This window comes from Phascolarctobacterium sp., from assembly GCF_030531065.1.
In the GTDB taxonomy this organism is placed as follows: domain Bacteria; phylum Bacillota; class Negativicutes; order Acidaminococcales; family Acidaminococcaceae; genus Phascolarctobacterium_A.
In genome coordinates this window covers 41,722-55,062 of record NZ_JAUNOQ010000001.1, presented here as the reverse complement: position 1 = coordinate 55,062, position 13,341 = coordinate 41,722, and the positions used below count along the sequence as shown (strand labels likewise).

At 50.6% G+C, this 13,341-nt stretch carries 15 protein-coding genes; 5 read left to right on the top strand and 10 right to left on the bottom strand.

Annotated features, from left to right (window positions below; genetic code table 11):
* Position 1 precedes the first annotated feature (1 nt).
* The gene (locus Q4E64_RS00255; protein WP_303165649.1) at positions 2 to 1,435 is read right to left on the bottom strand and encodes a sodium:solute symporter family protein; all 1,434 of its coding nucleotides are present in this window, start codon (positions 1,433 to 1,435) and stop codon (positions 2 to 4) included.
* Positions 1,436 to 1,715: 280 nt separating this feature from the next.
* Here Q4E64_RS00255 and Q4E64_RS00250 point away from each other — a divergent pair, with 280 nt between their 5' ends.
* The 5 genes from Q4E64_RS00250 to Q4E64_RS00230 are packed head-to-tail and all read left to right on the top strand — an operon-like array spanning position 1,716 to position 6,317.
* Positions 1,716 to 1,955 carry a TIGR03905 family TSCPD domain-containing protein gene (locus tag Q4E64_RS00250; RefSeq protein ID WP_303165647.1) on the top strand — a complete coding sequence of 80 codons (240 nt, stop codon included), beginning with the start codon at positions 1,716 to 1,718 and terminating at the stop codon, positions 1,953 to 1,955.
* A gap of 32 nt (positions 1,956 to 1,987) precedes the next feature.
* Positions 1,988 to 2,938 (top strand): magnesium transporter CorA family protein, encoded by a 951-nt coding sequence (locus tag Q4E64_RS00245; RefSeq protein WP_303165645.1) that lies wholly within the window; start codon positions 1,988 to 1,990, stop codon positions 2,936 to 2,938.
* Between the two features lie 24 nt (positions 2,939 to 2,962).
* Entirely contained in the window at positions 2,963 to 3,193 is a 231-nt protein-coding gene (locus Q4E64_RS00240; protein WP_303165643.1) for a hypothetical protein, read from the top strand.
* Between the two features lie 12 nt (positions 3,194 to 3,205).
* Complete coding sequence (locus tag Q4E64_RS00235; protein WP_303165642.1) at positions 3,206 to 4,741, top strand: helicase HerA-like domain-containing protein; 1,536 nt, start codon at positions 3,206 to 3,208, stop codon at positions 4,739 to 4,741.
* Positions 4,742 to 4,751: 10 nt separating this feature from the next.
* The gene (locus Q4E64_RS00230; protein ID WP_303165640.1) at positions 4,752 to 6,317 is read left to right on the top strand and encodes a ClC family H(+)/Cl(-) exchange transporter; all 1,566 of its coding nucleotides are present in this window, start codon (positions 4,752 to 4,754) and stop codon (positions 6,315 to 6,317) included.
* A gap of 79 nt (positions 6,318 to 6,396) precedes the next feature.
* Here the strand turns inward: Q4E64_RS00230 and atpC are convergent, their stop codons facing one another.
* From atpC to Q4E64_RS00185, 9 genes are all read right to left on the bottom strand, one after another.
* Entirely contained in the window at positions 6,397 to 6,807 is a 411-nt protein-coding gene (atpC, locus tag Q4E64_RS00225; RefSeq protein ID WP_303165639.1) for an ATP synthase F1 subunit epsilon, read from the bottom strand.
* Positions 6,808 to 6,809: 2 nt separating this feature from the next.
* On the bottom strand, positions 6,810 to 8,222 hold the full coding sequence (gene atpD / locus Q4E64_RS00220) for a F0F1 ATP synthase subunit beta (protein ID WP_303165637.1): 1,413 nt from the start codon (positions 8,220 to 8,222) through the stop codon (positions 6,810 to 6,812).
* Between the two features lie 30 nt (positions 8,223 to 8,252).
* The gene (gene atpG / locus Q4E64_RS00215; protein ID WP_303165635.1) at positions 8,253 to 9,137 is read right to left on the bottom strand and encodes an ATP synthase F1 subunit gamma; all 885 of its coding nucleotides are present in this window, start codon (positions 9,135 to 9,137) and stop codon (positions 8,253 to 8,255) included.
* 7 nt (positions 9,138 to 9,144) lie between these two features.
* On the bottom strand, positions 9,145 to 10,971 hold the full coding sequence (gene atpA / locus Q4E64_RS00210; protein WP_303165633.1) for a F0F1 ATP synthase subunit alpha: 1,827 nt from the start codon (positions 10,969 to 10,971) through the stop codon (positions 9,145 to 9,147).
* 93 nt (positions 10,972 to 11,064) lie between these two features.
* A complete protein-coding gene (gene atpF, locus Q4E64_RS00205) occupies positions 11,065 to 11,544 on the bottom strand; it encodes a F0F1 ATP synthase subunit B (RefSeq protein ID WP_303165631.1) in 480 nt (159 codons plus the stop codon).
* Positions 11,545 to 11,588: 44 nt separating this feature from the next.
* Complete coding sequence (gene atpE / locus Q4E64_RS00200; protein WP_303165844.1) at positions 11,589 to 11,828, bottom strand: ATP synthase F0 subunit C; 240 nt, start codon at positions 11,826 to 11,828, stop codon at positions 11,589 to 11,591.
* A gap of 78 nt (positions 11,829 to 11,906) precedes the next feature.
* Positions 11,907 to 12,620, bottom strand: coding sequence for a F0F1 ATP synthase subunit A (gene atpB, locus Q4E64_RS00195; RefSeq protein WP_303165630.1), 714 nt, complete (start codon positions 12,618 to 12,620; stop codon positions 11,907 to 11,909).
* Between the two features lie 16 nt (positions 12,621 to 12,636).
* Positions 12,637 to 13,041: a hypothetical protein gene (locus Q4E64_RS00190; protein WP_303165628.1), complete on the bottom strand. Its 405-nt coding sequence runs from the start codon at positions 13,039 to 13,041 to the stop codon at positions 12,637 to 12,639.
* Complete coding sequence (locus Q4E64_RS00185) at positions 13,038 to 13,298, bottom strand: AtpZ/AtpI family protein (RefSeq protein ID WP_303165626.1); 261 nt, start codon at positions 13,296 to 13,298, stop codon at positions 13,038 to 13,040. The genes Q4E64_RS00190 and Q4E64_RS00185 overlap by 4 nt, the downstream gene beginning before the upstream one ends.
* Between the last annotated feature and the right edge of the window lie 43 nt (positions 13,299 to 13,341).

Here is a 13,341-nt window from a genome sequence, read left to right as displayed (position 1 = left end):
ATCAAGCCTCTTCTGTTTTTTCTACATCCTTAATTTTATTTTTATCCACAACGGCAACCAACAGGAAAGTGATAATGCAAATCACCCATTCAAAGTAAACTACCTCTTGGAAGAAGGGTTTAACAGCGCCCAAAACATTCCCCGGCATATACCACAGCACAATGCCCACTATACCTACCAGCGTAGTCCAGAAAGCGCTGCTGCGACGGCAGACGCCCGGCGCAAAAACCGTAAAGAAGAAAATGCAGGTCAGCGCCGTCGTCATAGAAAGGCCGGCGATCATAGTTTTGAGAATGCCCGCTGCATTGAAGGCAAACCACAGCGTTACCATACCTACGACAAAGATAATGATACGGTTAATCTTGACAAAAGCCGTATCGCTGATTTGGGGATTGATAAAGCGCTTATAAATATCCTGAGAAAACAGTGTGCCCGCGCCCAGCAAAATTGTGCAGGCGGTGGATACGTCGGCGGCCCACAAAGCGGCCAGCGTAGCACCGGAGGCAATAGGATTCAGGCTCATAACTACCTTAGGCATAGCCAGCGCAGCCTTTTCCACAGGAATATCCGGGAACATAACCTTAGCGACCAGGCCCAGAATCGCGCACAAAAAACCGATGGGGAAAATCAGCAGACCGCCCAGCAAAAAGCCGTTGCGGGCAGTTTTTTCATTGCTGGCGCCGCAGGCAATCTGCACCGGGCCCTGCGCCGTAATAGCCTGGGTAATCATAACGATGAACCAGCTTACGATAACTACGATAGGAATACCGCCCAGCGGATTCATCATCACGGACGCGTTGGGCAGATTAGCCTCCAACGCTTCCAGCCCGCCCACGTGAATTACGGCTTCGATGCAGGAGTAAATGATGCCCAGATAAATCAGCGTAACGCTGACGATATTAGCCAGGCCGCTGGACCACAGGCCGCCGATCAGCGTAATGCCGATAAATACCACGGCGCTCATCAGCATACCGCTCTTAAAAGTAAAAATGTTAGGCAGCAGGGACGACAGAATAGCGCCGCCCGCTAAATATTGCAAAGCCGTAATAACGCACATTATAATGATCAACCCGATAGCGCTGATAACGCGGCCCTTGGTATCATAATATTTTTCAAAAAACTCCGGAATAGTAGAAACCTTCAAAGCGCGCAGCTTGCCGGCCGCCACCAGGCCCATTACTACGGAGCCTGCCGCCCAGGCGGCGTTATACCAGCCTGCCGCCATACCGACGGAGAAGGCTCTTTCCGCCACGCCGACGGTAGAAGCCGCGCCGACGGCCAAGCCGGTGATGTTGACGGCAATCAACGCGCTGCCCAGCTTGCGCCCGGCAAAGAGGTATTCCGTCGAGCCCTTGTCAGCCCGGCGTTTTACCCAAAAGCTGATACCGAACAGCATCACGATGTACAGACAAACGATAACCAATTGAATAGACATAAATACACTACCTTTCTTCCATGCTCCCTTGTACGCATAACGATAAACTGCTTACCATACTACCATGCTACACGGGTAAGATTAATTTTAATTATACCAATAATCAGCTGCAATTAAAAGTATTTCTGAAAAAATCCTCGCCAGGAAAAATCTCGTAAAATTTTTACGAAAGCCGCGTCAGAAAAAGGATTTTATTTTTTTATGTCGAAATTTTTAATGTATGTTATGTCAAGTAGTATAAAACTATCGGCCCCGCGCCGAAGCCTGGAGGGAAAATTATATGTATTCTTACGCACCCAGCGGCGTTTGCGCCCGTAAAATAAATTTTGATATTATCGACGGCAAGCTGCACAATGTAAAATTTATCGGCGGCTGCCCCGGCAATCTAGCGGCCATCGGTAAGCTTGTAGAGGGTCAGGACGCCCGCAGCGTCGCCGCAATTTTAGCGGGCAACGACTGCAACGGTCGCGGCACCAGCTGCGCCGATCAGCTGTCCAAGGCTATTTTAGCCAATCTGTAAGCGCCGTTTACTACACGAAGGGAGGGATCGCCATGTACAAAATTTTAAAAAGTACCGACAATGGTTTGGACGAGCTGGAGCTGGACAATTTAGAAAAGGGCTACTGGCTCGATATAGTGGCGCCCTCTGAAGAGGAATTGCAGGAAATTGCGGCGGCCACCAAAATCCAAATGGATTTTCTGAGCGCCGCGCTGGACGAGGAAGAAAAATCCCGTATCGAAGTAGAAGAAGACCAAATTCTTATTTTGGTGGATATCCCGTTTCTGCGCAGCAATAAGGATTACGATACTCTGCCCTTAGGCATCATTATAACGGCCACGGGCATCGCTACCATTTGCCTGGAGCCTAACGGGGTCACGGCTGATTTCGGCAGCCACAACAGCCGCCTGTTCAGCACCTTTAAAAAGACCCGCTTCCTGTTCCAGATTCTGTATAAATCTGCGACCTTATATTTGAAATACATTCGTATTATCATCCGCCGTACCGACGAATTGGAAATTCATCTGCGCCAGTCCATGGAAAATAACGAGCTGTTTAATCTTTTGGATTTACAAAAGTCGCTGACGTATTTTTCTACGTCCCTGCGCAGCAATTCCATAGTTATGGAACGACTGCTGCGTTTGCGCAACGCCACCCAATCCCAACATCTCATTAAGGTTTACGAAGAGGACGAGGATTTGCTGGACGACGTTATTATCGAATACAAGCAAGCCGTGGAAATGGTAGAGATGTACAGCCACATTCTCAACAGCATGATGGAAGTATTCGCCAGTATCATCAGCAACAATCTGAACCTAGTCATGAAATTTTTAGCTTCCATTACGATTTTGCTGGCCATCCCTACGTTAGTCAGCAGCTTCTGGGGCATGAACGTCGCCGTGCCTTTCGAGGACAGCCCTTACGGCTTCACCGTCGTCGTGGTGCTGGCCTTCGTAGTCGCCATCGGCAGCGCTCTGTGGCTGTGGAAGCGGCGTATGTTCTGACGCACCCTGCAAGAAGGAGAGCTTATGTCTAAAGTAATTGCTGAAAAGCTGTTGGCCGGAATTATTTTCGGCGACAGCGACAATAACGAATATATTTATCTGCCGGGCGGCGAAGTAGGCTCGGAACGGCCCATCTGCGTATTGGAGCGCAGCGGCGGTCGGGACGACCTGCCTTTGGACGAAGCCGCCTATATGGTGCAGCACCTGACGCTCAAGCCATGCAGCCACCCGCTGCTGGGCAAGCGTTCATATTGAGGAGGAAAGCCTATGTATGTACCCGAACTGCACAAGGTCTGGCTCTGCCAAAACGCTCAGGGCAGCATTTATCTGACGCCAAAAATGGCGAACCGCCACGGGCTCATCGCCGGTGCTACCGGCACGGGCAAAACGGTTACGCTAAAAGTTCTGGCTGAAAGCTTCAGCGAGATGGGCGTGCCCGTATTTTTAGCCGACATCAAAGGCGACGTATCCGGCATGTGCCTGCCGGGCGAGGACAGCCCCGGCTTTCAAAAACGTATCCGGGAAAAATTAGGTTTGGCCATTGACTGGCAGTTTGCCGGTTATCCCGTGCGCTTTTGGGATGTTTACGGCAAGAAGGGCTTGCCGGTGCGCACCACCATCTCCGAAATGGGACCGGAGCTTTTAAGCCGCTTGCTGGAGCTTAACGATACCCAAACGGGCGTCATGAATATTATCTTCCGCGTGGCCGACGAGCAGGGCCTGCTGCTTTTGGATTTAAAGGATTTGCGCAGCATGACGCAATACGTCGGCGACAACAGCGCCGCCATCAAGCTGCAATACGGCAACGTGTCGCCGCAAAGCATAGGCGCTATCCAGCGCGCGCTGCTGCGCTTGGAGGACCAGGGCGGCGATATTTTCTTCGGCGAGCCCGCGCTGGATATCAGCGAGTGGTTCGCTATCGATACTCAGGGGCACGGTAAAATAAATTTGCTGCACTGCGCCGAGCTGTATCAAAGCCCGCTGCTTTATTCCACTTTCCTGCTGTGGATGCTGTCGGAGCTGTACGAAATTTTGCCGGAAGCGGGCGACCTGGATAAACCGAAGATTATCTTTTTCTTCGATGAAGCGCATTTGATTTTTAAGGACGCTCCGCGCAGCCTGCTGGATAAAGTGGAGCAGATTGTGCGTTTAATCCGTTCCAAGGGCGTGGGCGTTTATTTCGTAACGCAGCAGCCCGCAGATATTCCCGAAAGCATTTTAGCGCAGCTGGGCAATAAATTGCAGCACGCCCTGCGCGCTTATACGCCGAAGGAACGCAAAGGTTTGAAAGCGGCGGCGCAAGCCTTCCGTCCTAATCCTGAGCTGAATGCGGAGGCGGCGCTCAGCGAGCTGGGAACGGGCGAGGTTTTGGTTTCCCTGCTGGACGAAGAGGGCGTGCCCGGCGTTGTACAGCGCGCTTACGTTATGCCGCCGCGCAGTTATTTGGGCGTGTGCAGCGACGACCTGCGCCAACAGCAAATAAACTCCGATTATCTGTACCATAAATACGCGCAAGCTATCGACCGCGAATCGGCCTACGAGGTTTTGCAAAAGCGCGCACAGCAGGCGGAAGCAATTCCGAACAAAAAGGAAGAAGAGCAAAATTCCGACAGCCTGCGCGACGAAATCCGCCGCAACGCGCCCGCCGGTAAAAAGACGGCTTCGACTGCGCGTTCCTCCCGCACGACGCGCGAAGCGCCGTCTGTTTTGGAAAAAGTAGCGACCAGCGCGCTGCAAACCTTCGGGCGCACCATCGCCACGTCTTTAGCGCGCGGCTTGCTGGGCAGCCTGCTCAAAAAGTAAGCTCGTTATCATGGACAGTAAAAAACAAATTATCGGAACTTATAAATCCATCGGCAATTGGCACCGCTTTCGTCTGCGCCTCTTCGCCGAAGGTATTTTAACCGGCGTCTTTGCCGGTCTGGTCATCAGCCTGTTTCGCTGGAGCTTATCGGAAGCGGAAGCGGGCCGCGCCCACCTGTACGAACAACTGGCTCTTTGCAAATGGCCGTGGAGCGCCGCCTGGTTCGCCGCGCTCGTAATATTGGGCTTGATTTTATATCGCCTGACAAAGCTGGAGCCCATGGCCGCAGGCAGCGGTATCCCCCAGGTTAAGGGGGCGCTGCTCGGCCTGATGAAAATGCGCTGGTTTTCCGTTATGTGGGTCAAGCTTGTTGCCGGCGTTTTAGGCATCGGCGCCGGCCTGTCGTTGGGACGCGAAGGCCCGTCCATTCAGCTGGGCGCAGTAGCGGCCCAGGGAGTAAGCCGTCTTTTAGGGCGGACGCGCATGGAGGAACGCTATTTAATGACCAGTGGCGCCAGCGCCGGCTTGGCCGCAGCTTTCAACGCGCCCCTAGCAGGCGTAATTTTTGCTTTGGAAGAGCTGCACCGCAATTTTTCTATTATGGTGCTGCTGCCCTCCATGGCCGCAGCCATGACGGCGACGGTGATTTCGCGCGCGCTTTTCGGCCGCGCTTCTATTTTCGCCATTCCCGATTTGCAGCTCCTGCCTCTGAATTATTACGGAATTGTCGTTTTAGTCGCGCTGTTCGCAGGCGCGGCGGGCGTAATCTTTAATAAAGGTTTGCTGAATATCGGTCGCTTCTACAGCCTGCCGCCGTTTAAAAGCCAAGCGCATAAGATTATTTTCGCATTGCTCTCGGCCGGAGCGCTGGGTTATTTTTTACCGCAGGTACTCGGCGGCGGCAACGAACTCATCAACCATCTTGCGCAAACGCCGGTATCCTTGCAGCTGCTGTTGTGCTTTTTAGCGGGCAAGCTGCTTTTTACGCTTGTAAGCTACGGCTGCGGCGTCCCCGGCGGCTTCTTTCTGCCCATGCTCGTTATCGGCGCGCTGAGCGGCAGTATTTGCGCCAATATTTTAATTCAGTTGCAGGTTATCGAACCGCTTTACGCCGCTAATATTATGGTTGTCGCGATGGCGGCGCTCTTTTCTTCGTCAGTGCGCGCGCCAATTACAGGTACCGTACTGATTATGGAAATGACTTCGTCTTACCAGCAGCTGCTTTCTTTGGCTATCGCCTCCATGGTAGCTTTCGTTATCGCGGAGCTGTGCCAAAGCAAGCCTATTTACGAAGAGCTGCTGAACCGCATGCTGCAAAAGGATAAGCCCGCTCCCGATACGCTGGAGCAGCGTAATGTTATCGAGCTTGCCGTTTGCAGCGGCAGCCCGGTTGCTAATAAACTTATCAAGGATATACCCTGGCCGCATAACACGCTTTTAGTAGACGTCAAGCGCGGCGAGCAGCAAATCGTTCCCACAGGCGACACGCGCCTTTTGCCCGGCGATTTTATCTACGTGCTGACGGAAAACGAACACATCGAAATTTTACAGGCTATGGCAGGCAGTGGCGAATAACATACTCTTCTGCATACAAAAAGCCCCGCTCTTACGAGCGGGGCTTAATTGTTTTTTCATTGCATTGTCTTGAAATGCTTTAAGCCTTGCTGGCGGCACGCAGACGAGTGAGCGCTCTCTTTAGCGCACGCTCTGCACGGGCATGGTCGATATCGTTGCTTTGGCTTTGCAAACGATGTTCGGCGCGTTCCTTAGCTGCATTAGCGCGGGCAGTATCAATATCTGTATCAGCTTCGGCAATAGTTGCCAAAACGGTACATTTATTGTCCTTCATTTCCAGGAAGCCGCCGCACACTGCAAAACTCTTCGCAGTGCCATCAGTAAACTCCAGCTTCATAGGCGCAATGTCCAGGGTAGCAATGATGGGCAAATGCTTGGCTTTGATACCCAGGCCACCGGACAAAGAGCGGAAGCCAACATAGGTTACATTTTCAGCGGAAAAAAGCATCTTATCCGGCGTGACAATTTCAAATGTAAAAGGTGTAGCCATTATTATTCCTTCATAGTTGCAGCCTTGGCAATAGCGTCATCAATGGTACCAACCATATAGAAAGCGCCTTCGGGCAGGTCGTCGTGCTTGCCTTCAAGGATTTCTTTGAAGCCGCGAATAGTTTCCTTCAGCGGAACATATTGGCCGGGAGTACCGGTAAATTGTTCAGCAACGAAGAATGCCTGGCTGAGGAATTTCTGAATCTTACGAGCACGGGCAACGGTTACCTTATCGTCCTCGCTCAATTCTTCCATACCAAGAATTGCGATAATATCTTGCAATTCTTTATAGCGTTGCAGGATAGCTTGTACGCCACGAGCAACTTTATAGTGCTCTTCACCAATTACCAGCGGGTCAAGGATACGGCTGGTGGAGTCGAGCGGGTCAACTGCCGGATAAATACCAAGCTCTGCGATTTGACGGGAAAGTACGGTGGTTGCATCCAAGTGAGCGAAGGTGCCTGCCGGAGCCGGGTCAGTCAAGTCGTCCGCAGGTACGTATACAGCCTGTACGGAGGTGATGGAACCGGTCTTAGTGGAGGTAATACGCTCTTGCAAAGCGCCGATGTCGTTTGCCAGAGTAGGCTGATAACCTACTGCGGAAGGCATACGGCCCAGCAATGCGGATACTTCGGAGCCAGCTTGAATGAAACGGAAAATGTTATCGATAAAGAGCAATACGTCCTGGCCGCCAACGTCACGGAAGTATTCAGCCATGGTCAGGCCTGTCAAGCCAACGCGCATACGTGCTCCAGGAGGCTCGTTCATCTGGCCGTATACAAGAGCGGTCTTGTTAATAACGCCAGACTCTTTCATTTCGCCCCACAGGTCGTTGCCTTCACGAGTACGCTCGCCAACGCCTGCGAACACGGAATAGCCGCCGTGTGCAGTTGCGATGTTATGGATCAGCTCCATAATAATAACGGTTTTGCCTACGCCGGCGCCGCCGAACAGACCGATTTTACCGCCCATTGCATACGGAGCGATCAAGTCTACGACTTTAATGCCGGTTTCCAAAATTTTAGTAGATGTTGCCTGTTGGTCGAAGCTGGGAGCCGGTCTGTGGATCGGCCAGTGGTCGGCAGCTTCAACAGGGGTATCGTCATGGTCAACAGTCTCGCCGAGCACGTTGAAGATACGGCCCAGTACGCCGGGGCCAACCGGTACGCTGATAGGAGCGCCGGTATCAACTGCTTCCATACCGCGAACAAGGCCATCGGTGGAGCTCATAGCAACGGCACGAACTACATTGTAGCCGATATGCTGCATAACCTCAGCGGTCAGGTGAATTTTTACCTTACCTTCATCGGTGGTGCCATCAATTTTGATAGCGTTCAGGATAGCAGGCATGCTCTTCGGAGGGAACTCAATGTCGATAACAGGGCCAACAACTTGTACGATTCTACCTGTATTCAAGGTTTTAGCCTCCCTACGAATTAATTAAGATTATTGTTGCGCTTGCTTCAGCGCTTCTACGCCGCCGACGATTTCCGTCAGCTCTCGGGTAATGGTAGCCTGACGCGCCTTGTTGTAGGACAGCTCCAGATTTTGTACCAGCTTAGCGGCGTTATCAGTAGCAGAAGACATAGCGGTCATACGGGAGCCCAGCTCGCTGGCAGCGGATTGTACCAGCGCGGCGTAAACGACGGTTTCCAGATACTTGGGAGCGAGGACTTCCAAGGTTTCGTCTTCGCCGGGCTCGAACATAAAGGTTGCTTCAGCCTTGCCCTTTTCCTTCACAGGAGGCTCTACCGGCAGAATCTTTTCGCAGGTAGGAGTCTGGGACAAAGCGGTTTTAAACAGAGTAAAGATGATACGCAGCTCGTCAAAGCCCTGGTCTGCAAAGCGTTTTGCCGCATCCTGAGCAATTTCTACCGCGTTATCATAGGAAGGTCTGTCGGAATAGCCCATATGAGAGCTCAGCACATTATAGCCGCGGCGCCGGAAGAAATCCCTTGCCTTGCGACCGCTGGTAATTACAACGACTTCAGAGTCGCAGGCGGAAATTTCCGCAACGGCCAGCTTCAATGCGTTGGAGCTGTATGCGCCAGCCAGACCTTTATCAGAGGCGAGCACCAGATAACCAACTTTTTTAACTTCACGATGTTGAAGCAGCGGGTGTTTTTTGGCACTTAGGCCTGCAAGAATACTCGGATCGCTCACAACGTTGGACAACACTTCTTTGATCTTGATGGCGTAAGGACGGCTGGCGGCAGCGCGCTCCTGAGCACGTCTCAGGCGGGCGGCGGCAACCATCTTCATAGCCTTGGTGATCTTACCAATGTTACCTACGCTCTTCATGTGGCGATGAATCTCGCGTGCAGTAGCCATTAGTTAATCACCTGCCTTCACTGGATACAAATGTTTCCTTGAACTCGGCGATAGCTTTCTTCAATGCTTCTTCATTCTCATCGGTGATTTTCTTGGTTTTGAGGATATCTGCGCCTACTTCAGGATGGTTAGCTTCCATGAAGTCCAGGAATTCTTTTTCGCAGCGGGTTACTTCTTTAACCTCTACGTCGTCGAGATAACCTTTAGTACCAAGGTAAATGGCCATAACCTGTTTTTCAACAGACAACGGGCTGTATTGACCTTGCTTCAAAACCTCGGTCAGACGCTGGCCGCGATCCAACTGAGCTTTGGTAGCTTTATCCAGGTCAGAAGCAAACTGAGCAAATGCTGCCAGTTCGCGGAACTGTGCCAAATCCAGACGCAGAGTACCTGCAACCTGTTTCATAGCTTTAATCTGAGCTGCGCCGCCTACGCGGGATACGGACAAGCCGGAGTTGATAGCCGGACGGATACCGGAATAGAACAGCTCGGATTCCAGGAAGATCTGACCGTCGGTAATGGAAATTACGTTGGTCGGAATAAAGCCGCCTACGTCGCCTGCCAGGGTTTCAATAACCGGCAGCGCGGTGATGGAACCGCCCTTCAACTCGTCGTTCAGCTTAGCAGCGCGTTCCAGCAGACGGGAATGCAAGTAGAATACGTCGCCGGGATAAGCTTCGCGTCCTGGCGGACGGCGGAGCAGCAGGGACATGGCGCGGTAAGCAACGGCGTGCTTGGACAGGTCGTCGTATACGCACAGAACGTCTTTGCCCTGGTCCATGAAATATTCAGCCATGGTTACGCCCGCATACGGAGCCAGATATTGCAGCGGAGCGGAATCTGCTGCGGTAGCGGCAACGATGATGGTGTATTCCATTGCGCCGTGTTGTTCCAAAGTGCGAACGATACGGGCAACATTGGAAGCCTTTTGACCGATAGCTACATAAATGCAGATAACGCCCAGGCCTTTTTGGTTAATAATGGTATCGATAGCAACAGCCGTCTTGCCGGTGCCGCGGTCGCCGATGATCAATTCGCGCTGGCCGCGTCCGATAGGAACGAGCGCGTCGATACATTTAATACCGGTCTGCAAAGGAGTATCAACGGACTTACGGTCTGCGATACCATGTGCAGGGGATTCAACAGGACGATATTCAGCGGCAACGATTTCACCTTTGCCGTCGATAGGATCGCCGATAGCGCTTACAACGCGGCCCAGCAGGTTTTCGCCTACGGGAACCTCCATGATGCGACCGGTGCGGCGTACAATGTCGCCTTCCTTAATCTTGGTTTCGCCGCCCATCAATACGATGCCGACGGAATCAGGGTTCAGGTTCAGTACCATGCCGGATACGTTGTGCGGCAGCTCTACCAGCTCGCCTGCCATTGCGTTTTTCATACCGATAACGTTTGCGATACCGTCACCGATCTTCTCTACGATACCAACTTCTTCAAGATCAGCATCCACATTGTAATTCTCCAGCTTAGCGCTCAGAGCATCACCCATGGCTTCGGGTTTAGTGTACTCGTGAATGTCAATACCACTCAGAGCAACTTCCATTTTCTTCAGCTTGCGAGCTGCGGAAGCGTCGTAAACCTTATCGCCAACTTGGATAATGATACCGCCGAGGATTGCCGGATCAACCTTTTTATTCAGGAAGATTTCGCGGCCCAGTTTCTCGGTGAGAATTGCAGAAATGGATTGATACTCGTCCACGGATAATTTTTTAGCCGTGGTAACATTTACATCTAACAGCTCTTTAATGGAGCCGAGATCAATTTTGAAGCTGGATAATTCTTGCTTAATCAAAGCAATATTTTCTTCGCTCTTCATATTGTACCAATCACCTCCGAATACCGGCTTTCATCTTTGCTGATTCGCATTTCAGCAGATTTGTCCGGCTTGTTAGAGAAAGCGGCAAAACGCTTATTTCAGAATAGAATCAACGATTTCGCCGGCTAATTTTTTGTCTTCTTCAGAACTTAATTTTTGTTCAACGATCTTGCCAGCAGCAATCATGGACAGGTTGATAACCTGAGCACGGATATCGTCCAGAGATTTTTGCTTCTCCAAAGCGATGGTTTCTTTAGCAGCGGCAATCAGCTGCTCCTGCTCTGCCTTAGTGTCAGCCATGATCTTATCATGAGCAGCCTGTGCAGTTTTGCGGGCATTATCGATAATAGCCTGTGCTTCCTGTCTTGCATCCGCTAATTTAGCAGCGTATTCGGATTTAACTGTTTCTGCGTCGGTTTTAGCCTTTTCAGCAGCTTCCAAATCGCTGGCAATTTTATTCTTGCGCTCTTCCATAATACCTAATAAAGGTTTATAAGCAAATTTTGCAAGAACGAAAACAAGAACCAAAAAGTTCAGGATTTGCGCGATAAGTGTTGCGTTAATATTAACCAATTATAGCACTCTCCTTTATTGTTTTCTTAAAATCAGGGATACAATTATTTAACGAAGGGGTTAGCAAATACCAATACTACTGCGATTACATAGCAAAGAATAGGCATGGATTCTACCAAGCCTACGGATACCAGCATGTTGGTGAACAGCTTGCCGGCTTCTTCCGGTTGACGAGCCATAGATTCCAGACCTTTACCGGTCAAGTTACCGTTACCAAGAGCAGCGCCCAGAGCTGCGCCCAAGCAAATAAATGCAACAGCAAACATAGATGCTGCAATGATCATAGCGTTTTCAGTCATTTCATTCATCCTTTCAGAACTAAATACTTTAAAATTTAATGATGTGATGTGCTGAACTGCCTCTTATTCGTGATGAGCGAATACGATAGCATAGCTGGTCAGCGTCAGCATGGTGAAGATAAAGGCCTGCAAGAAGCCGATGAATAAGCTGAACATTACCCAGAATTCGGGTACTACCCACGGAGCCAATTGATACAGTACAATCAGCAAAATTTCGCCTGCCAGGATATTACCAAATAGACGAAGAGCCATGGTCAGCGGCTTAGTGATTTCTTCCAACAAATGCAAGGGCAAGAAAGCCGGGGAAGGGCTGACAAAATGCTTGAAGTGGCTTAAACCTTTTTGACATACGCCGACAACATATACGCCTGCGGCAACCATCAAAGATAAACCAAAACAGGTGTTGATATCGTTAGTCGGAGACGTCCAGTGTACGCCAACCTGAGGAAGCATGCCGAGTTCATTGGCGATGAAGATAAACATAAAGAGGGTGATGATAAAAGGAGCCATATATTTGCTTCCTTTAGCACCAAGGGTACCTTCCATCAGACCATTAAGGAAGTCGACAAAAAATTCCATTACATTTTGCAAACCGCTGGGAACCAGCTTCGGACTTCTTGCAGCCATAACAAAGAGCACGAAAACGACAGCCATGGTAATCCAGGTCATATACATTGTCTGCATATTGATGACGATACCAGGGGCTACTTCCGTGGCAAGGTAATGGACGATCTCGCCGGAATGTTCTTGTGCCGCAGCTGCTGCTTCATTTCCCATTCTTTTACTCCTTTCTTCACGTCTCCTCCTTATTCAGTCGGTACGCGATAAATGTTAAATTGATTAAGTAAAATATATGTATCAGGAGAAGCCCGATGCAAACGCCAGTCACATCGCGCCCCTGCTTCAACAACATTATTATAATACTGGAAGCCGCTATAACCCTGTACCAGCGGTAACGACGCATAATAGCCAGGCCCTTTTCAGGCTCCTTTTCATACGGCATAGCGCGCCTGATACCGTGAAGCATTATTACTTTATCCAGTAAGCCTACAATACTGCCTCTAAACAAAGCCAGCGCCCAGGCGGGCGATATCAGAATATGCGCCGCTATGGCCATCGCCACGCCGCCGACGGCAGGCCCAACAAGGAATTGCTTGTACCCGCTTTTCAGCGACGGCGCCAAATCAAATTTCATCATGATTTTTTCTCGTCGTCGTCCTTATCAAGCATAACTGAATATATCAGCTTGAAGAATGTCAGGAATACTGTAACGATGGCCAGGCAAATACAGCCCACGCGAAAAGAATGGTCGCCAGTTTGAAAATAATTATCCAGCCAGTCCCCGCCCCAATACGCCAGCAAAAAATCGCAAACGATCATGATAGCCAAGGAGGAAACCGTCGCCAGCGCATTAAGCATTTTAACACGTTCCCGCGCTTCCTTGCGTTTATCCATATAGTCCTTTCAAATCGTCACACACTTAACAGACCATTTTGCA

Coding starts and splice junctions, on each gene's coding strand:
- Q4E64_RS00255 (WP_303165649.1), bottom strand. CDS start 1,435: ATGTCTATTCAATTGGTTATCGTTTGTCTGTACATCGTGATGCTGTTC.
- Q4E64_RS00250 (WP_303165647.1), top strand. CDS start 1,716: ATGTATTCTTACGCACCCAGCGGCGTTTGCGCCCGTAAAATAAATTTT.
- Q4E64_RS00245 (WP_303165645.1), top strand. CDS start 1,988: ATGTACAAAATTTTAAAAAGTACCGACAATGGTTTGGACGAGCTGGAG.
- Q4E64_RS00240 (WP_303165643.1), top strand. CDS start 2,963: ATGTCTAAAGTAATTGCTGAAAAGCTGTTGGCCGGAATTATTTTCGGC.
- Q4E64_RS00235 (WP_303165642.1), top strand. CDS start 3,206: ATGTATGTACCCGAACTGCACAAGGTCTGGCTCTGCCAAAACGCTCAG.
- Q4E64_RS00230 (WP_303165640.1), top strand. CDS start 4,752: ATGGACAGTAAAAAACAAATTATCGGAACTTATAAATCCATCGGCAAT.
- atpC (WP_303165639.1), bottom strand. CDS start 6,807: ATGGCTACACCTTTTACATTTGAAATTGTCACGCCGGATAAGATGCTT.
- atpG (WP_303165635.1), bottom strand. CDS start 9,137: ATGGCTACTGCACGCGAGATTCATCGCCACATGAAGAGCGTAGGTAAC.
- atpA (WP_303165633.1), bottom strand. CDS start 10,971: ATGAAGAGCGAAGAAAATATTGCTTTGATTAAGCAAGAATTATCCAGC.
- atpE (WP_303165844.1), bottom strand. CDS start 11,828: ATGATCATTGCAGCATCTATGTTTGCTGTTGCATTTATTTGCTTGGGC.
- atpB (WP_303165630.1), bottom strand. CDS start 12,620: ATGGGAAATGAAGCAGCAGCTGCGGCACAAGAACATTCCGGCGAGATC.
- Q4E64_RS00190 (WP_303165628.1), bottom strand. CDS start 13,041: ATGATGAAATTTGATTTGGCGCCGTCGCTGAAAAGCGGGTACAAGCAA.
- Q4E64_RS00185 (WP_303165626.1), bottom strand. CDS start 13,298: ATGGATAAACGCAAGGAAGCGCGGGAACGTGTTAAAATGCTTAATGCG.